The following is a 17476-nucleotide window of genomic DNA, read 5'->3' as shown; positions in this document are numbered from 1 at the left end:
AACGGGAACGTACCTAGAACGGTTCGTGTAACCGATGGAGGCGACATGCTCACGCGAAAGCAATACGATCTCCTTCATTTCATCCACAGCCGGATGCAGCGCGACGGCGTGCCGCCATCATTCGATGAGATGAAGGACGCGCTCGACCTGCGCTCCAAGTCCGGGATCCATCGACTCATCACGGCCCTCGAAGAGCGCGGATTCATCCGGCGGCTACCGCACCGCGCCCGTGCGCTGGAAATCATCCGTCTTCCCGAAACGCTCGAGTCCAGCGCTGGTTTCGAGCCACGGGTTCTCGACGGCGCGCCGCGGGGCCCGGCCGGTACGGCGGGATTGGAGACCGCGGCCTTCGAATTGCCGGTCATGGGCCGGATTGCGGCGGGCACGCCGATCGAGGCGATCCAGCAGGTTTCGCGGCACATTGCGGTGCCGGGCGCCATGCTCGCATCGGCGAACCGACACTACGCTCTCGAAGTGAAGGGTGATTCGATGATCAACGCCGGAATCAACTCCGGCGACATCGTGGTGATCCAGGAACAGCAGAGCGCCCAGAATGGCGACATCGTGGTTGCGCTCATCGAAGGCGAGGAGGCAACGCTGAAGACCTTCCGTCGGCGCGGATCGACAATCGCGCTCGAGGCCGCAAATCCTGCCTACGAGACCAGACTCTATCAGGATCATCAGGTCCGGGTGCAGGGTAAACTGGTCGGCCTCATCCGCACTTACTGAACACGCGCCTGCCCGTCCGCTCACGGCCATTGACAGCCCGAGAGAGCTTCCGCTAACGTTTATTAAACGTTTATTAAACGTTTCATCTCAAGCGCGAAAGCGCGACGCGGTAGCGAGCGAAGCGGGGTGAAAATGAACCGAGGCGCCGGCGGCCCGTCGATGCGGATGGTTGCGGAGGCGGCAAACGTCTCCGTGGCGACGGTTTCAAATGTCGTGAATGGCAAGACCACGGTTTCTCCGGAAATTGCTGAGCGAGTCCGCGCCGCCGTGGAGGCCCTGGGCTACGTCCGGGACAACCGGGCGGCCCGACTGCGGTCCGGCCAGTCTCGCCTCGTGGGTCTCATCGTGCCGGACCTCACAAACCCGATGTTCGCGAGCTTCGTCTCGACGCTCGAACATCTTGCCCGCCTCGACCACTATGACCTCGTCGTGGTGTCGACACGCAACGATCCCGATGAAGAGGCCGAGCGTCTGGGCAAGATCCGGGAATGGCGCCCGGCGGGTCTCATCGTCCTGCCCTGTGATGGCGCCCTCGTCGACCGACTGCCCCGCAACCTGGCAATGCCGCTGGTGGTCGCCGACCGCATCCCCGACGTTCCGCGATTTGACCTCGTCGCGGTCGACAACGCCTCGGGAGCGGCCGCAATCACCCGCCAGCTCGCCGGACGCGGCATCACCCGGTGCCTCGCACTCGGGACAAGCCTCCAGATCAGCAAATTCGCGAACGCTGGGAAGGCGCCCTCGAGGGCGCCGGGGGGATGGCGCTCGATCTGATCGAAGTGGGCTTCGCGGACCATGCTCCGCCCAGCGTCGCCGCGGCCCTTCGCGGTTCCGACCGTCCCGAGGCAATATTCTGCTTTGATCATGAGACGACGCTCGCGGTCTACCGTATGCTCGGAGAGATCGGGCTCCGCGTGGGCGACGACATCGCCTTCGCGAGCTTCGACGAGATGGAGTGGATGCGCCTCGTCACCCCCGGGATCACCGCCGTCCGTCAGCCCGTCGAGGAGATGGCGGAAAGCGCCTGGGCCATCCTGCGTCGGCGAATGGCTGGCGATGACAGTCCGCCTCAGTCGAGGCGGCTTGGCTGCGCTGTCACCATCCGCGGCTCGACCCCGCGACAATCAGCCTCGAGAGAGGCAATAACCTGCAACAACGGAGGAGAATAATGACACTCACACGACGCGCCCTGCTCGCGACGGCCACCGCTGGCCTCGCCGCAAGCCTGCTCCAGGCCGGACTCGCGTCCGCTGCCGACGAGCAGGTTGGCATCGTCGTCAAGATCGGCGGGATTCCGTGGTTCAACGCCATGGAAGCCGGGATCAAGCAAGAGTCCGAGAAGACCGGCGTCAATGCCTGGATGGTCGGACCCACGCAGGCCGATGCCGCGCAACAGGTGCGTGCCATCGAGGATCTGATCGCACGCAAAGTGAATGTCATCGGAATCGTTCCCAACGACTCCGCCGCTCTTGCCCCGGTTCTCGGACGGGCGCGGGATGCAGGGATCAAGGTCATCTCGCACGAAGGCCCGGATCAGGAGAACCGTGACTGGGACTTCGAGCTCACCACCACCGAAGCCTACGGCCAGGCGCACATGGACCTGCTCGCCAGGGAGATGGGCGAGACGGGTGAGTACATCGTCTACGTCGGATCGCTGACCGTGCCGCTGCACAATGCCTGGGCGGACGCGGCCATCGCCTACCAGAAGGAAAAGTGTCCGAACATGACCATGCTCGGCGATCGCTTCGGCGTCGCGGAGAGCGTGGACGAGACGATCAAGACGACACAGGACCAGCTCCGCGCCCATCCTGACCTGAAGGGCATCCTGACCTTCGGCAGTCAGGGCCCGATCGGTGCCGCCCGCGTCCTCGAAGACCGGGAGGTCGCCGACAAGGTGGCGCTCGTCGGCGGATTCTCCCCGGGACAGGGGGTGAAGTACGTCAAGAACGGCACGATCCGCGGCGGCTTCATCTGGAATCCGATGACCGCGGGCGAGATCTTCGTCCAGCTCGGCGCGATGCTTGCCAGGGGTGAGGAACCCAAGGACGGCATGGAGCTCGTGGGCGTGGGCGCTGTTCGGGTCCTTCCGGACCAGAAGCTGATCCAGGCACAAAAGCTCGAGGCGCTCGACAAGGAGAACATCGACCGGCTGGTCGAGCTCGGGCTTTGACATAACGTCTGGGCGCCGGCAACGACCGGCGCCCAATCTGTTTCGGGGGAAAAATTAATGAAGGACGAGACGCCGTTCTTGCGGCTGCGAAGCGTGTCCAAACGCTTCGGCGGCGTGCAGGCGCTCAAAGACATAGACTGGGAGGTAAGGCCTGGCGAAGTGCATTGCCTTGTCGGGGAAAACGGCTGCGGGAAATCGACTCTCATCAAGACCGTCGCGGGGGTGCATCCTCCCACGACCGGCGACATCGAAATCGAGGGCCGATCGGTCCTGCCACTCGATCCGGCAAAGGCCAAGGCGCTTGGTATCCAGGTCATTTTTCAGGACCTCTCGCTTTTTCCGAACCTCACGGTGGCGGAGAACATTGCCATCGAAGACAGCCTCGGCCCGGCCCTGAAGCCGATCAGCCGCCGACACATGCGGGACGTGGCGCGCAAGGTCCTGAAGCGACTGGACTTCGAGATTGACCTCGATGCGCTTGTCGCCGACCTGCCGGTCGCCGAACGCCAGATCACTGCGATCGCCCGTGGCCTCGCGGCCGAGGCGCGGCTCATCTTCATGGACGAACCGACCGCGTCGCTCACCCGAGCCGAGGTGGATCGTCTGCTTGCCATCGTCGCGCGGTTGCAGGCTGACGGGATCGCCGTGGTCTTCGTCTCGCATCGACTGGACGAAGTCGTGGAAATCGCCGAGCGTGTCACTGTGGTGCGCGACGGCAGCAAGGTCGGTACCTGGCCGGTGGCAGAGGTGGATCAGCGCCGCATTGCCAACCTGATGACCGGCCTCGACATCGAGACCGGCGTTGTCGCCCGCGACATGAGCGGCGCGGAGCCGCTTCTCGAAGTCGACCGGCTGTCTCGTCGCGGGGAGTTCGCGGACGTCTCGTTCACGCTGAGAAAGGGCGAGGTTCTTGGCATTGTCGGGTTGCTCGGCTCAGGCCGCACCGAGCTTGCTCTGACGCTCTTCGGAATGAACCGCTCCGAAGGCGGCCAGATCCGCCTTGAGGGTCGAGAACTCGACCTCCGCTCCAACCGGGACGCAGTGAACGCCGGCATCGCCTATGTCTCGGAGGACCGCCTGTCGCTTGGCGTCGTCCTGCCGCAGTCGATCGAGGACAACATCGTCCTCGCGGTGATGAAGCGACTGACGACTGGCTTCGGCCTCATACCGACCGCCCGCCGGAAGGAACTCGCCGCCGAATGGGTGCGCCGTCTGGCGGTGAAGATACCCGGCCTGGACCGGCCGGTGCAGACACTCTCCGGCGGCAACCAGCAGCGCGTCGTGCTGGCGAAGTGGCTCGCCACCCACCCGAAGGTTCTGATCCTCGACAGCCCGACGGTGGGCGTCGACATCAAGAACAAGCAGGGGATTTACGAGGTGGTGGCCGAACTCGCCCGTGAGGGCGTCGGCGTCATCCTGATCTCCGACGAAGTGATGGAAGCCTTCGCGACCTGTGATCGCGTGCTGCAGATGCGCGCCGGCCGCATCGTCGGCGAAGTGGTGCCGGGCACGATCTCGGAGCACGAGATGGAGGAGCGGATTTATGCCTGAGCGCGCATCGAGCGCCTTCGCGCGCTGGCGGCGGCGGCCAGAGCTCTGGCTTCTGCTCGTCATCCTGATCGTCGGCACGATCTTCAGCGTTACCGCCCGCGGTTTCCTCACCCTGCCGAACATCATCGACCTGCTCGAGACCTATTCGGTGCAGGCGATCATCGCTATGGGACTCTTCGTCGTCCTGGTGTCGGGCGGCATCGACATCTCCTTTGCCGCCACCGCCTCGGTCGCACAGTACTGTGCCGCACTGCTCGCGGCGCGAGCGGGCCTGCCTGCCCCCGTGGTCATTGTCGCGGGCCTCACTGTCGGCGCGGCACTCGGCTGTCTGAACGCGGCGCTCATTCACTACCTGCGGATAACCTCGATCATTGCGACGATCTCGATGATGAGCATTACCTTCTCACTACTGATGTATTTCTCCGGCGGCCGATCGATCTACGACCTGCCCGACTGGTGGACGACCCGGGTGACGTTTTATCGCACCGAGCTCGAATCCGGCGACATCGTGCGGATCACGCTGCCGATCGTCGTCATGGCGGCGGTCGCGTTGATCACCTGGGTGCTCATGACGCGCGCCTCCGTGGGACGGCAGATCTACGCGATGGGTGGCAATCCCGAGGCCGCGCGGCGCGTCGGCGCGAAGATCGGCCTGCTCACCTTCTTCGCCTACGGCTACCTCGGGGTTCTCGCGGCACTCGGCGGCATGCTTCAGGCGCATCGCGTGGGTGAGAGCGTGCCGAACGCCATGGTAAACACCGAGCTTGCGGTTCTCTCGGCCGCGGTTCTCGGCGGGGCGAGCCTCAACGGCGGCGCCGGCACCGTGCCGGGCGTGCTGCTCGGCATCGTGCTGCTCGCCATCCTGCAGAACGGGTTGAACCTGCTCGGGGTGTCGTCCTACTTCTTCCAGATCGTCATCGGCATCACGATCCTCGTCTCCACCTCGATCACCGTCATCTCGTCGCGCCGCGGCCGGCGTCACCGCATCCTCGGGGAGGAGCCCGCCAATGGCTGACCTGTCCGATCGCGAGGGCGCGGGGCTCCTGCGCTTCTTCCGCGGACTGCCCGGGGGACATCTCGGGCTGCTCGCGCTTCTCGCCGCGCTCCTTCTGCTGTTTGCGGTGCTCGTCCCCGGCTTCCTGAGCCAGGGCACGCTCAACTCGTTCATGTATCAGTTGCCACTGCTCGGACTGCTCTCGCTCGCCATGGTGGTGCCGCTGCTGACCGGTGGTCTGAACCTCGCGATTATCGCGACGATGAACCAGTGCGCGTTGCTCATGGTCTGGATCATGCGCACGTTCATCGCCCCCGATGCCTCCAGCGCGGCGGTGATCGGCGTCATTGCGATCGCGCTGGTGGCAGGGCTGCTGCTCTGCATTGCCATCGGCGTCGTGACCGGCGCGCTCGTCGCCTATACCGGGGTGCACCCGATCCTCGTCACCCTCGGCACCAAGTCGCTGATCGACGGGATCTCGATCTATCTCACCCGCGGAATGGCCCTCTCGGGCGTGCCGGAACCACTGTCAGCCACGCTCAACGCCTCGGTCCTGGGGGTACCGCTCATCTTCCTGCTGCTCGTTGGCGCAGCCATTGCGCTTGGGATCGTGCTCAAGCACACGCCCTTTGGCATCGCCTGTGCGATGATCGGCTCGAACATCGAGGCGACACGCTATTCCGCTATCGACACCCGCCGGGTACTCGTGGGGGTCTACACGCTGTCGAGCGTCACGTGTTTCCTCGCGGCTCTGGTGATCCTTGGCACATTCAACTCTGCGAGCGCCGACTATGCCCAGTCCTATCTGCTGGTCACCATCCTCGCGGCGGTGCTCGGTGGCGTCGATCCGTTCGGCGGGTTCGGCACCGTCTCGGGCCTCATGATCGCGCTCGCCATCCTTCAGGTGATCTCGTCGGGCCTGAACCAGTTCGGGCTATCGACCTACCTCACGGTGGCGATCTGGGGTGGGACGCTCATCGCGGTCGTGGTGGCGCAGACTCTCTGGGCGGTCCTTGCGCCCCGCTGGAGACGCAAGTGACGATAGCGGTCCTGGATCTCGGCAAGACCAACGCCAAGCTCTCCGTCGTCACACCTGACGGCGGAGTTCTGGAACAGGTCTCCACGGCGAACCTTGTCCTGCCGGGGCCGCCCTATCGGCATCACGACCTTGGCGCCCTCGAGGCGTGGGTTCTCGCGACGCTCGCCGAGCTTGGCACGCGCCATGCGATCGAGGCGATCGTCCCCTGCACACACGGCGGCAGTGGCGTGCTTGTGGGCGACGATGCGGCGGCGATGCCGATGATTGACTATGAGGGTACGCTCCCTCCCGAGTTCGCCGCTGCATATCGGGCGGAGGCCGACGACTTCCACGAGCGCGGCGGCAGCCAGTTCATGATCGGCTCCGCCCACTCGGCGCGCCAGCTTCTCTATTTCGAACAGGCGTGGCCCGAGGCATTCGCCGCGGCCCGCGCCTACCTGCATACCCCGCAATACTGGGCGTGGCGCCTCTCCGGGGTACTTGCCTCGGAAGTGACGAGCTTTGGTGCTCAGTCGCACCTCTGGTGCACGCCCGATCGTCGGCCTTCCGCGATCGTCGCACGCCATCATTGGGAGCGCCTGCTGCCCCCCATGACCCCGGCGTGGGAGGCCATCGGACCGGTTCGCCCCGAGATCGCTGCCCGCACCGGCCTTGATCCCGCGACCCGGGTCATCTGCGGCATCCACGACTCCTCGGCGAATTTCTACCGCTATCAGGCGGCCGGGCTGTCGGACTTCATCGTGCTTTCCACCGGTACGTGGATCGTCGCGTTGACCGACCGCACCGGCGCCGACTTCACGGTCGAGCGCGAGGGGTGGAGCTGCAATTCCGACGTTTACGGTCATCCGGTCCCGGGGATGCTCACCATGGGTGGCCGCGAGTTCGCCGCCGTTGCGGGTGACGAACCGGGTCCGGCGTCTCGCGACATGATCACCCGCCTTGTCGCGAGCGGCACCATGGCGCTGCCCTTCTTTGGTGCCGACGATGGGCTCCTGCCCGGACGCGCCAGGAGGGGCCGGCTCACCGGGCCGATGGCCGATGACGTCGCCGCGCGATTCTCACTTGCGGTGCTCTACACGGCGCTTCTCTCCGCCGAGATCCTCGATGCGCTGCCGCCGACGAAGACGGTGGTGCTGGACGGCAACTTTGTCCGTGACCCGCTCTACGGCGCCCTCGTCCAGAAGCTGCACCCTCAGGCGGAGGTGCACATCAATGCCGACAGTTTCGGCATCTCGGCGGGCGCGGCGCTGCTCGCGCATCACGCGACCCGAACCTCCCCAGTCAGCCTTTCGCTCACCCGGCCCGATACGTCGGACCTTCCCGATCTCACCGCCTATCGCGCCCTCTGGCGCGAGACCCTGACCATGGAGACACTGCCGTGACCGACACCCCCGATGTTGCCCTTCGCCGCGAGATCGTCGAGACCTGCCGCAAGATGAACGCGAGTGGCCTCAACCAAGGGACCGCGGGCAACATATCGGTGCGCAATGAGGCGGGCTTTCTCGTCACCCCGTCGTCCCTGCCCTACGACATGATGCAGCCAGAAGACATCGTGCAGATGTACTTCGACGGGACCTACGAGGGCGCCCGCCGCCCCTCGTCGGAATGGCGCTTCCACCGCGACATTCTCGCGGCGCGCGAGGACATCAACAGCGTCTTCCATTGCCATTCGGTCTATGCCACCTCGCTCGCCGTCCACCACAAGACCATCCCGAGCTTCCACTACATGACCGGGATCTTCGGCGGCACGACGATCCGTTGCGCGCGCTATGCCACCTACGGCACGCAGGAGCTGTCGGACGCCGCCCTCGAAGCGCTCGAGGGCCGCACCGCGTGCCTGCTCGGCCAGCACGGCCAGATCGCGCTCGGCAAGACTCTCGCACAGGCACTCTACAATGCCATCGAGGTCGAAACCCTGTCGCGCCTCTACGTTCAGGCCCTGGTGCTGGGCGAGCCGCCGGTCCTGCCGGACGACGAGATGGAGCGCGTCATCCGGCAGATGAAGAACATGAGCTACGGCCGCGCGCCCGATCTCGATGGCGTCAACGACACCGCCCGCAAGCGGGCCTGAGAAGGACTTCCCCAATGAGCGACATCAGGAACAAACTCGGCGTCCACTCCTTTGTCTGGGAACACGGCTGGAGCAGGGATCAGGCGACGAGCGCCATCAATCAGACCGCAAAGGCCGGTTTCGACTTCATCGAGGCGCCTTCGCTCGATCCGTCTTCGATCGACCCCTCGGTGACGGCGAAGCTGCTGGAGGAGGCGGGCATTGGCATCGCGTTTTCCATGGGTCTCGATTTCGAATCCGACATCTCCTCGGGAGACCCGGAGAAGGAGAAGCGCGGCAAGGCGCTCCTGCTCGATGCGGTTCGGGTCTGCCGCGACTGTGGCGGCAATTCGATCGGCGGCATCCTCTACTCGGGATTCGGCAAGTACTACGAGCAGCCGACGGCCCACGGCATCCGCCGTTCCGCCGACATCCTCCGCGAGGTGGCCGAGGAAGCCGCGAAGAGCGACATCAACCTCTGCCTCGAGGTGGTGAACCGCTACGAGACCAACATCTGCAACACCGCTGCGCAGGGCGTGGAGATGTGCAAGCTGGTGGGCGCGCCGAACGTGAAGGTCCACCTCGACGTCTATCACATGAACATCGAGGAATCCGACATGGCGTCGGCCATTGTCGATAGCGCGCCCTACATCGGCTACTTCCACACCGGTGACAGCCATCGCGGCTATCTCGGGTCTGGCAGCATCGACCTGCAGGCAGCGTTCCGTGCCATCGTCCGGGCGAAGTACACCGGCCCGATCACCTTCGAGTCGTTTTCCTCCCGTGTGGTCGGCCAGCCGCTCGAGGGGATCCTCGGCATCTGGCGCAACCTCTGGGAGGACGGGTTCGATCTCGCGACCCACGCGCTCATGTACACCAAGGCGCAGCTCAAGGCCGCGCAGGAAGTCGAGCGTCAGGCCGAGCGCAGTCGCCTGCCGATCTGATCGCTCACTTGAGCGGCCGGACCAGCCAGCCATTTGGCCGGAGCTGGTCCCAGTCGCCAACGAGGGCGCGCGCTGTCGCGTCCTCGATCCCCATGTCTTCGAGCAGCCTCGGACCCAGTCGGCCGGCGCGGGCCAGCGCTTCGGCGTCCGTTTTGCGTTGGCGCCAGGCCAGCAAGGCTGACCAGACCGGCTGCATCGCCGGCAGGAACGATTGAGCGCGCGGCAGATCGTGCCGCAAGACGACCGTTGTCATGATGTCTATCCATCTCTGATTGAACCGGCTTGCTCTGAGATTGAACCGGTTCTGACCGCAATTGAACCGGTTCAAAACATAGGGCAGCCAATCGCGTCGGCAAGTCCTTTCTTGAACCGGTTCAAATCGCATACCATCTCAGACACTTGGTGCGGCACGAAGGAGGGCGCATGACGCGAATCACCGGGCGGAAGGCGCGCCTGACCGACGTGGCAGCGGCGGCCGGCGTGTCGAAGGCGACGGCGTCGAACGTCTTCAACCGTCCCGAACTGGTCCGGGAGGAACTGCGCGAGCGCGTGCTCGCCGCGGCCCGCGCGATCGGATACGCCGGCCCCGATCCCAAGGGGCGCCTCCTCAGCGCCGGACGGGTCAACGCCATCGGCGTCGCAACCGGCGAGCCGCTCAGCCACTTCTTCGAAGACCCCTACGCCCGTGCCATGATGAAGGGCATCGCCGAGATCTGTGACGCGAACGGCGTCGGCGTCTCGCTGATCTCCGCCACCGAGGACGAAGCGCTCTGGAACATCCGCAGCGCGCTGGTGGACGGACTGATCCTGTTCTGCCTCGAGGGTGCCGACCGCCTCATCGCCTCGTCCCGGGCGCGAAATCTGCCGTTCGTGGCGCTCGACCTCGGAGATACCGACGACACCGTCCCGGCGGTTGGGGTCGATGACGTCGCCGGCGCGCGCCTTGCCGCCCGCCACCTCGCAGTGCTCGGACACAGGCACTTCGCGGTGCTCGCCATGGAGTTCTCCGAGGACGGGCGGAGTGGCCCCGCCAACCCCGAGCGGGTCCGCACCGCGGCCTATGCGCCATCCCGCGACCGGGTGATCGGCTACCTCGACGCGCTCGCCGACGCCGGTCTCGGCGGCGCTGTCCCGATCCACGAGACGACGGCCGATCCGGCCAGCATCACTGATGCGCTTGCGGCGCTCTTCGCGAGGCCCGAGCCGCCGACGGCGATCCTCGCCCAGTCGGACCGGATCGCGATGATCGCCCTCGACTGGCTCGCCGCGCGCGGCATCGCCGTGCCGCGCGACATCTCCATCGTCGGCTTCGACGGGGTCCCGGAGGGGGCACTTACCCAGCCGCCGCTCACGACCGTCCGCCAGCCCATTGCCGAAATCGGCCGGCGCGCCGTGGAGATCATTCTCGACACGACGGGCGGGTTCCGGCGCGAGACGCTCGCGACCGATCTGGTCATCCGCGGCTCCACCGCACCACCGCCGGCGCGCAAGAGCGTGTCCGCGACCTCGGCGCTGCCTCCGGCCGGCGCTTGAAAAATCGCAGCCCGGCCTACCTCTCCCGGAGCAGCAGGAGAAGGACCGCCCATGGGATTGTCCCGCAGACAGACGCTCATCCTCGGCGCAGCCACACTCGGCGGCGCTGCCGTCGGCCCGCGCCGGGGCGCCGCGCAGGCCACCCTCACCGGCGACAGCTACCCCGCGGAAGGGGGCGAAATCGTCATCCACCCGGTCGAACACGCCTCGTTCGTCATGGCGGCTCCCGATGGCCTCGTCATCTACGTCGACCCGGTGGGCGGTGCGGCGAAGTACGACGGCCTGCCGCCCCCGGGCCTGATCCTCGTCACCCACGAGCATCCCGACCATCTGGACGTGCCGACCCTTCAGGCCATTGCCGGAGACGCGGCACTTCTGACCAGCGCCTCGGTCCACGCCAAGCTGCCGCCCGACCTGCAATCCCGGGCGACGGCCATCGCGCCAGGCGAGGAAACCACCGCGAACGACATCCCGATCGCGGCAGTCCCGGCCTACAACATCACCGAGGACCGGCTGAAGTTTCACCCGCGCGAGCGTGGAGACAACGGCTATGTTCTCACGCTCGGCGGGCTCCGGGTCTACATTGCCGGCGATACCGAGGATACGCCCGAGATGCGCGGCCTGAAGGACATCGACGTCGCCTTCGTGCCGATGAACCTGCCCTACACCATGACCGTGCAGCAGGCGGCCGCAGGCGTCGCGGCGTTCCAGCCGACGCTGGTCTATCCCTATCACTACAAGGGCAGTGACCCCGCGGTCTTCGAGGCTGCCGTCGCCGACTCCGGGGCCGCGACGAAGGTCATCCGGGCAGAATGGTATCCGGCCGGCTGAGCCGATGAGCCGAGATATCGAGCCGGGTTTCCGGCCACCCGAAGATTGTCAGCGTGCCATGATGCGCTACGATAGTCGTATAGCCAACGGGCGCCAATTGAGACGCCCCCAGCCTGAGGAGCCTTGCCCATGGTCACCTTCACCCTGAACGGCAAGGACATAGCCTTCGACGGCGACCCGGACACGCCGCTGCTCTGGGTGATCCGCGACGAGGCGGGCCTCACAGGCACCAAGTATGGCTGCGGCATCGCCCAGTGCGGGGCCTGCACGGTCCACCTCGACGGCATGCCGCGGCGGTCCTGCGTCACGCCGGTCTCGACGGTCGAAGGCTCGGACGTCGTAACGATCGAGGGTGTCAGCGGGGCCGAGGCCGCCGCGGTCCAGGCGGCGTGGATCGGGCTCGACGTGCCGCAGTGCGGCTATTGCCAATCCGGCCAGATCATGTCCGCCGTGGCGCTGCTTCAGCTCGTGCCGAAGCCCTCGGACGCCGACATCGACAATGCCATGGCCGGCAACATCTGCCGCTGTGCCACCTACGTCCGCATCCGCCGGGCGATCCATGACGCCGCCGCGACGCTGGAGGGCTGAGCCATGACGATGCAGACCAGTCGCCGGGCATTTCTCTCGGGCCTCGGCCTTGTCATCGGCGTCGCCCTCGCGCCGCGCGGCTTTGCCGCCGATGCGCTCGAACGCGGCGATCTTGCGGGTGCGCCCGGCGTGCCGGCGTTCAACGCCTTCGTCCGGGTGGCGACGGACGGCACGGTGACGGTGCTCTCCAAGCACATCGAATTCGGGCAGGGCCCCTACACCGGGCTTGCCACACTCGTCGCCGAGGAACTGGACGCCGACTGGGCGCAGGTTCGCGCCGCTGCAGCTCCGGCAGATGACAAGATCTACGCCAACCTGCTTTTCGGCATCCAGGGCACCGGCGGCTCCACTGCCATCGCCAACTCCTACGAGCAGATGCGCAAGGCCGGCGCCACTGCCCGCGCCATGCTGGTCGCCGCCGCTGCCGAGACGTGGGGCGTGCCCGCTTCCGAGATCACCGTGGTCAAGGGCCGGATCGCCCATGCGGCGTCCGGCAAGGAATCAGGCTTTGGCGAGCTTGCCGATCTGGCCGCGACGATGCCGGCGCCGGAGAACCCGGTTCTGAAGGATCCGGCCGACTTCGTGCTCATCGGCACCGACCTGCCGAAGCTCGATACGGTGGCGAAGTCGACCGGCAGGGCGGTCTTCACCATCGACGTGCAGGCCGAGGACATGCTCGTCGCCATGGTCGCGCACCCGGCGCACTTCGGCGCGACGGTGAAGTCGGTCGACGATGCCGCGGCCCGCGCCGTGCCGGGGGTGCTCGACGTAAAGACCTTGCCGCAGGGCGTCGCGGTCTATGCCGAGAACACCTGGGCCGCGCTCAAGGGCCGTGCGGCGCTTGCCGTCGACTGGGATCTCTCGAAGGCCGAGACCCGCTCCAGCCAGCAGATCGAGGCCGATTACCGCGCGCTTTTCGCCGAGGCGGGACATGAGGCGAAGAAGGCCGGCGACGTGGACGCCGCGTTCGCCGGCGCAGGTCTGACGGTCATCGAGCGCGAGATCGTCTTCCCCTACCTCGCCCACGCTCCGATGGAGCCGCTCGACGCGGTGCTCATGAAGAACGCCGATGGTTCCATCGACTGCTTCAACGGCGCGCAGTTCCCCGGGCAGGACCGGGCGGCGATTGCCGAGGTCTGCGGCGTCGACCTGTCGCAGGTCCGCATCAACACCCAGTTCGCGGGTGGCAGCTTCGGCCGTCGCGCGCAGTTCGGCTCGCCCTACATCCGCGAAGCGGCGGCGGTGTTCGCGGCCTCCGGCATGGCCCGTCCGGTCAAGCACTTGTGGACGCGCGAGGACGACATCCGCGGTGGCTTCTATCGTCCGACCTACCTGCACAATCTGAAGGGTGCGCTCGACAAGGACGGCAACATCGTCGCCTGGCGCCAGCACATCGTCGGCCAGTCGCTGATGAAGAAGGGCGAGTTCGACGAGTCGACCGTCGAGGGCGCGGCGGACCTGCCCTACGGCATCCCGAACCTGCGCGTGACCGCGACCGCGACCGACCTGCCGATTCCGGTGCTCTGGTGGCGCTCGGTCGGTCACACCCACACCGGCTTCGCGGTGGAAAGCTTCGTCGACGAGCTCTTGCAGGCCGGCGGCAAGGATCCGGTGGAAGGTCGCCTCGCGCTTCTCGGTGACAAGAACCCACGCCATGCCGGCGTTCTCACCCGCGTGGCCGAGCTTGCCGACTGGGGTGGCCCGATCCCTGATGGGCGGCAGCGGGGCGTCGCTTTGCACAAGAGCTTCAACACCTACGTTGCCGAGATCGCAGAGGTCTCGATCGAGGGCGGCAAGCCGCGGGTCCACAAGGTCTGGGTCGCCGTCGATTGCGGCCAGCCGGTCAACCCCAACGTCATCCGGGCGCAGATGGAGGGCGGTGTCGGCTACGGGCTCGGCGCCATCCTCTTCGATCAGGTGAGCCTCGGCGACGGCGGCAAGATCGTTCAGTCGAACTTCCACGATTACCGCTCGCTCAGGATCCACGAGATGCCCGAGGTCGAGGTGGCCGTCATCCCGTCGCGCGAGGCGCCGACCGGCGTCGGCGAGCCCGGAGTGCCTCCGATCGGCCCGGCCGTCGGCAATGCGTGGCGACGCCTCACCGGCCAGCCGGTGCGTCGACTGCCGCTCTCGAGCGCGGAGCTCGCATGATGCAGCAGCGTGCCTTTGCCCTGGCGGCCCTCGCAGCCGCCGTTCTCGCCGTGCCCGCCGCCGCTGCGGAGCTGGAGCCCCTCTCGTCGTTCGACACGATCACCGACGAGGCGGCGCGCTCGGTCGCGCTTTTCACCGAAGCCGGCAAGGTGATCGAGCATCCCCGTTGCCTGAACTGCCACCCGGTCGACAACGTGCCGACCCAGGGCATGGACATGCATCCGCACGAGCCGCCGGTGGTGCGTGGCGAGGCCGACATGGGCGCCGCCGGGATGATGTGCACCACCTGCCACGGGCCGGAGAACGTCAGGGTGGTGGCGCAGGCCGACACGCTGACGTCGATCCCCGGCAGTGCCACATGGCATCTCGCGCCGATCTCCATGGCATGGGCAGGCAAGTCGCTCGGCGAGATCTGCACCCAGATCAAGGACCCTGAGCGGAATGGCGGCATGAGCCTCGACGATATCGTCGAGCACATGTCCCATGACGACCTCGTCGGCTGGGGCTGGGAGCCGGGCGAGGGCCGCGAGCCGGTGCCGGGCACGCAGGCGGAGTTCGGCGCGCTGATCAGTGCGTGGGTCGAGACGGGGGCGCATTGCCCGCAATGAGCGTCGCGCCCGGGCGCCGGGCGTGTTAGGGCGCGGGGATGGTACAGCAGGTCCCCTCGCCCGAACAGATCCTCGAATGGCTGCGTGAGCACCCGGACGCCGGGGCGAAGCGCGACATCGCGCGCGCCTTCGGGCTGAAGGGCGCGGCGAAGGTCGAGCTGAAGCAGCTTCTCACCCGGATGCAGCGCGAGGGGCTGCTCGAGCGTCGTCGCGGCCGGGTGCGGCCTGACGGCGCGTTGCCGCCTGTGCTCGTGTTGCGCACGCTCGGACCTGACGCCTCGGGCGATCTCTGGGCCGAGCCGGCCGAGTGGGAGGGCGACGAGCCCGCGCCGCGCATTCTCGTCCTGACCCGTCGCGACGACCCGGCGCTGGGCGCGGGTGACCGGCTGCTCGGGCGGATGGTCGCCGGCACCGAGGAGGCGCCGCTTACCGCCCGCGTCATCCGGCGCATCGGCATGGGCCCGAGCCGGGTGATCGGCATCTACCACAATGCCGAGTTCGGCGGCCGGATCGCCGCGATCGACAAGAAGACCGACCGTGACTGGCAGGTGGCGCCCGGGGACGGCGGCGGCGCCCGCGAGGGCGAACTGGTCGAGGCCGAGCAGATCGGCTCGCCGCGGAGCCACGGTCTGCCGCGCGCCCGGGTGGTGACGCGCCTCGGCGACCCGTCGCAGCCGAAGTCGGTGTCGCTCATCGCGATCCACGAGCACGGCATCCCGGACGTCTTCCCCGAGGCCGCGCTCGCCGAGGCCGCGGCGGCGGAGCCGATGCCGCTCGGCAAGCGCGAGGACCTGCGCGACCTGCCGCTCGTCACCATCGACCCTTCGGACGCCCGCGACCACGACGATGCCGTCTGTGCCATGGCGGACGACGACCCGTCGAACCCCGGCGGCCATGTGGTGTGGGTGGCGATCGCCGACGTCGCGGCTTACGTGCGGCCGGGATCCGCGCTCGACAAGGAGGCGCGGCGGCGGGGCAATTCCAGCTACTTCCCTGATCGGGTGGTGCCGATGCTGCCGGAGGAGCTGTCCGGCGATCTCTGCTCGCTCATCGATAACGCGGACCGGCCCTGCATCGCCGTCAGGATGCAGATCGGGCCCGATGGCGCGAAGCGCAGCCATCGCTTCACCCGCGGCCTGATGCGCTCGCAGGCGACGCTCTCCTACGGGCAGGCGCAGGCGGCGGCGGACGGCAATCCCGATGACGAGACGGCGCCGTTTCTCGAGACGGTGATCCGTCCGCTCTGGGCGGCGTGGCGCGCGGCGCATGCGGAGCGTGACCTGCGCCAGCCGCTGAACCTCGATCTGCCGGAGCGGCGGATCATTCTGTCGGACGAGGGCAAGGTCGAGTCGGTGGCGTTCCGGGATCGGCTCGATGCGCATCGGGTGATCGAGGACTTCATGATCCTCGCCAACGTCGCCGCCGCCGAGGAGCTCGAGGCGAAGCGGATGCATCTGCTCTACCGGGTGCACGAAGAGCCGAACCCCGAGAAGCTCGCGGCGCTGCGCGAGGTCGTGGAGTCCGTCGGCCTCAGCCTCGCGCGCGGGCAGGTGCTGAAGACCGCGCAGCTCAACCGCCTGCTCGACGGCGTGGCGGGGACCGAGCACGCGGAGATGGTCAACATGAGCGTGCTGCGCTCGATGACCCAAGCCTACTATGCGCCGGAGAACTTCGGGCATTTCGGGCTCAACCTGCCGCGCTACGGTCACTTCACCTCGCCGATCCGCCGCTACGCCGATCTCATCGTCCACCGGGCGCTGATCCGGGCGCATCGCTGGGGCGACGACGGGCTGACGGTCGAGGAGGAACGCGCGCTGGGCGAGACGGCCGAGCACATCTCGATGACCGAGCGCCGCTCGATGATGGCGGAGCGCGACACGACGGACCGCTATCTGGCCGCGTGGCTCTCCGATCGCGTGGGGTCGGAGTTCGCCGGCACCATCTCGGGCGTCGCGCGCTTCGGCCTCTTCGTGAAGCTCGACGAAACCGGCGCCGACGGGCTGGTGCCGATCTCGGCCATCGGGCGCGAGTATTTCGTCTATGATCCCGACAGCCAGACCCTGACCGGCGAGAAATCCCGCCGGGTGCTCGGTCTCGGGCAACGGGTGATGATCCGGCTTGCCGAGGCTGCCCCGATCACCGGCGGGCTGCTCTTCGAGCTGCTGGAGGTGGAGGGCCGCGCGATGCCGACGCCGCCGAAAGGCAGCAGGCAGGGCACCCCGCGCCGCAAGCTCGGCGCGAGCCGCGTGCGCAAGCGCGTGGTGGAGAAGCGCTCGAAGCGGCACTGA

Annotated in this window: 17 protein-coding genes; 16 read left to right on the top strand and 1 reads right to left on the bottom strand. The window is 67.1% G+C overall.

The window, feature by feature from the left end; genetic code table 11:
• The first annotated feature begins 45 nt into the window (after positions 1-45).
• The 10 genes from lexA to HNP73_RS07095 all read left to right on the top strand — a co-directional run bounded on the left by lexA (position 46) and on the right by HNP73_RS07095 (position 9477).
• Positions 46-729: a transcriptional repressor LexA gene (lexA, locus tag HNP73_RS07135; protein WP_184147874.1), complete on the top strand. Its 684-nt coding sequence runs from the start codon at positions 46-48 to the stop codon at positions 727-729.
• Positions 730-861: 132 nt separating this feature from the next.
• Positions 862-1503, top strand: coding sequence for a LacI family DNA-binding transcriptional regulator (locus HNP73_RS22880; protein WP_221288253.1), 642 nt, complete (start codon positions 862-864; stop codon positions 1501-1503).
• Positions 1488-1898 (top strand): substrate-binding domain-containing protein, encoded by a 411-nt coding sequence (locus tag HNP73_RS22875; protein ID WP_425486619.1) that lies wholly within the window; start codon positions 1488-1490, stop codon positions 1896-1898. The genes HNP73_RS22880 and HNP73_RS22875 overlap by 16 nt, the downstream gene beginning before the upstream one ends.
• The gene (locus HNP73_RS07125; protein ID WP_184147873.1) at positions 1898-2899 is read left to right on the top strand and encodes a substrate-binding domain-containing protein; all 1002 of its coding nucleotides are present in this window, start codon (positions 1898-1900) and stop codon (positions 2897-2899) included. Before HNP73_RS22875 ends, HNP73_RS07125 begins: the two co-directional genes overlap by 1 nt.
• A 57-nt stretch (positions 2900-2956) precedes the next feature.
• Positions 2957-4450, top strand: coding sequence for a sugar ABC transporter ATP-binding protein (locus HNP73_RS07120; protein ID WP_184147872.1), 1494 nt, complete (start codon positions 2957-2959; stop codon positions 4448-4450).
• The gene (locus HNP73_RS07115; protein ID WP_184147871.1) at positions 4443-5465 is read left to right on the top strand and encodes an ABC transporter permease; all 1023 of its coding nucleotides are present in this window, start codon (positions 4443-4445) and stop codon (positions 5463-5465) included. The genes HNP73_RS07120 and HNP73_RS07115 overlap by 8 nt, the downstream gene beginning before the upstream one ends.
• Positions 5458-6483 (top strand): ABC transporter permease, encoded by a 1026-nt coding sequence (locus HNP73_RS07110; protein WP_184147870.1) that lies wholly within the window; start codon positions 5458-5460, stop codon positions 6481-6483. Before HNP73_RS07115 ends, HNP73_RS07110 begins: the two co-directional genes overlap by 8 nt.
• The gene (locus HNP73_RS07105; RefSeq protein WP_184147869.1) at positions 6480-7865 is read left to right on the top strand and encodes an FGGY family carbohydrate kinase; all 1386 of its coding nucleotides are present in this window, start codon (positions 6480-6482) and stop codon (positions 7863-7865) included. Before HNP73_RS07110 ends, HNP73_RS07105 begins: the two co-directional genes overlap by 4 nt.
• Entirely contained in the window at positions 7862-8554 is a 693-nt protein-coding gene (locus HNP73_RS07100) for a class II aldolase/adducin family protein (protein ID WP_184147868.1), read from the top strand. The genes HNP73_RS07105 and HNP73_RS07100 overlap by 4 nt, the downstream gene beginning before the upstream one ends.
• A gap of 14 nt (positions 8555-8568) precedes the next feature.
• Complete coding sequence (locus HNP73_RS07095; RefSeq protein ID WP_184147867.1) at positions 8569-9477, top strand: sugar phosphate isomerase/epimerase family protein; 909 nt, start codon at positions 8569-8571, stop codon at positions 9475-9477.
• A gap of 4 nt (positions 9478-9481) precedes the next feature.
• Here HNP73_RS07095 and HNP73_RS07090 read toward each other — a convergent pair whose 3' ends face one another.
• Positions 9482-9730 carry a hypothetical protein gene (locus tag HNP73_RS07090; protein ID WP_184147866.1) on the bottom strand — a complete coding sequence of 83 codons (249 nt, stop codon included), beginning with the start codon at positions 9728-9730 and terminating at the stop codon, positions 9482-9484.
• Positions 9731-9900: 170 nt separating this feature from the next.
• Between HNP73_RS07090 and HNP73_RS07085 the strand changes: the two genes are divergently transcribed.
• The 6 genes from HNP73_RS07085 to rnr all read left to right on the top strand — a co-directional run bounded on the left by HNP73_RS07085 (position 9901) and on the right by rnr (position 17476).
• Positions 9901-11010: a LacI family DNA-binding transcriptional regulator gene (locus HNP73_RS07085; protein ID WP_184147865.1), complete on the top strand. Its 1110-nt coding sequence runs from the start codon at positions 9901-9903 to the stop codon at positions 11008-11010.
• 51 nt (positions 11011-11061) lie between these two features.
• On the top strand, positions 11062-11841 hold the full coding sequence (locus tag HNP73_RS07080; protein ID WP_184147864.1) for an MBL fold metallo-hydrolase: 780 nt from the start codon (positions 11062-11064) through the stop codon (positions 11839-11841).
• Positions 11842-11970: 129 nt separating this feature from the next.
• Positions 11971-12429 carry a (2Fe-2S)-binding protein gene (locus HNP73_RS07075; RefSeq protein WP_184147863.1) on the top strand — a complete coding sequence of 153 codons (459 nt, stop codon included), beginning with the start codon at positions 11971-11973 and terminating at the stop codon, positions 12427-12429.
• 3 nt (positions 12430-12432) lie between these two features.
• Positions 12433-14580, top strand: coding sequence for a xanthine dehydrogenase family protein molybdopterin-binding subunit (locus HNP73_RS07070; protein ID WP_184147862.1), 2148 nt, complete (start codon positions 12433-12435; stop codon positions 14578-14580).
• A complete protein-coding gene (locus tag HNP73_RS07065; protein ID WP_246399567.1) occupies positions 14577-15188 on the top strand; it encodes an Isoquinoline 1-oxidoreductase subunit in 612 nt (203 codons plus the stop codon). Before HNP73_RS07070 ends, HNP73_RS07065 begins: the two co-directional genes overlap by 4 nt.
• A gap of 38 nt (positions 15189-15226) precedes the next feature.
• Positions 15227-17476: a ribonuclease R gene (gene rnr, locus HNP73_RS07060; RefSeq protein WP_184147861.1), complete on the top strand. Its 2250-nt coding sequence runs from the start codon at positions 15227-15229 to the stop codon at positions 17474-17476.

Source organism: Amaricoccus macauensis (assembly GCF_014201905.1).
Taxonomy (GTDB): domain Bacteria; phylum Pseudomonadota; class Alphaproteobacteria; order Rhodobacterales; family Rhodobacteraceae; genus Amaricoccus; species Amaricoccus macauensis.
Note: the sequence above shows the minus strand (reverse complement) of the source record. Positions and strands in the feature narration are given on the sequence as shown.

What these genes read in the sequence shown, in the direction of transcription:
- lexA (WP_184147874.1), top strand. Translation starts at nt 46, where the DNA reads ATGCTCACGCGAAAGCAATACGATCTCCTTCATTTCATCCACAGCCGG.
- HNP73_RS22880 (WP_221288253.1), top strand. Translation starts at nt 862, where the DNA reads ATGAACCGAGGCGCCGGCGGCCCGTCGATGCGGATGGTTGCGGAGGCG.
- HNP73_RS22875 (WP_425486619.1), top strand. Translation starts at nt 1,488, where the DNA reads ATGGCGCTCGATCTGATCGAAGTGGGCTTCGCGGACCATGCTCCGCCC.
- HNP73_RS07125 (WP_184147873.1), top strand. Translation starts at nt 1,898, where the DNA reads ATGACACTCACACGACGCGCCCTGCTCGCGACGGCCACCGCTGGCCTC.
- HNP73_RS07120 (WP_184147872.1), top strand. Translation starts at nt 2,957, where the DNA reads ATGAAGGACGAGACGCCGTTCTTGCGGCTGCGAAGCGTGTCCAAACGC.
- HNP73_RS07115 (WP_184147871.1), top strand. Translation starts at nt 4,443, where the DNA reads ATGCCTGAGCGCGCATCGAGCGCCTTCGCGCGCTGGCGGCGGCGGCCA.
- HNP73_RS07110 (WP_184147870.1), top strand. Translation starts at nt 5,458, where the DNA reads ATGGCTGACCTGTCCGATCGCGAGGGCGCGGGGCTCCTGCGCTTCTTC.
- HNP73_RS07095 (WP_184147867.1), top strand. Translation starts at nt 8,569, where the DNA reads ATGAGCGACATCAGGAACAAACTCGGCGTCCACTCCTTTGTCTGGGAA.
- HNP73_RS07090 (WP_184147866.1), bottom strand. Translation starts at nt 9,730, where the DNA reads ATGACAACGGTCGTCTTGCGGCACGATCTGCCGCGCGCTCAATCGTTC.
- HNP73_RS07085 (WP_184147865.1), top strand. Translation starts at nt 9,901, where the DNA reads ATGACGCGAATCACCGGGCGGAAGGCGCGCCTGACCGACGTGGCAGCG.
- HNP73_RS07080 (WP_184147864.1), top strand. Translation starts at nt 11,062, where the DNA reads ATGGGATTGTCCCGCAGACAGACGCTCATCCTCGGCGCAGCCACACTC.
- HNP73_RS07075 (WP_184147863.1), top strand. Translation starts at nt 11,971, where the DNA reads ATGGTCACCTTCACCCTGAACGGCAAGGACATAGCCTTCGACGGCGAC.
- HNP73_RS07070 (WP_184147862.1), top strand. Translation starts at nt 12,433, where the DNA reads ATGACGATGCAGACCAGTCGCCGGGCATTTCTCTCGGGCCTCGGCCTT.
- HNP73_RS07065 (WP_246399567.1), top strand. Translation starts at nt 14,577, where the DNA reads ATGATGCAGCAGCGTGCCTTTGCCCTGGCGGCCCTCGCAGCCGCCGTT.
- rnr (WP_184147861.1), top strand. Translation starts at nt 15,227, where the DNA reads ATGGTACAGCAGGTCCCCTCGCCCGAACAGATCCTCGAATGGCTGCGT.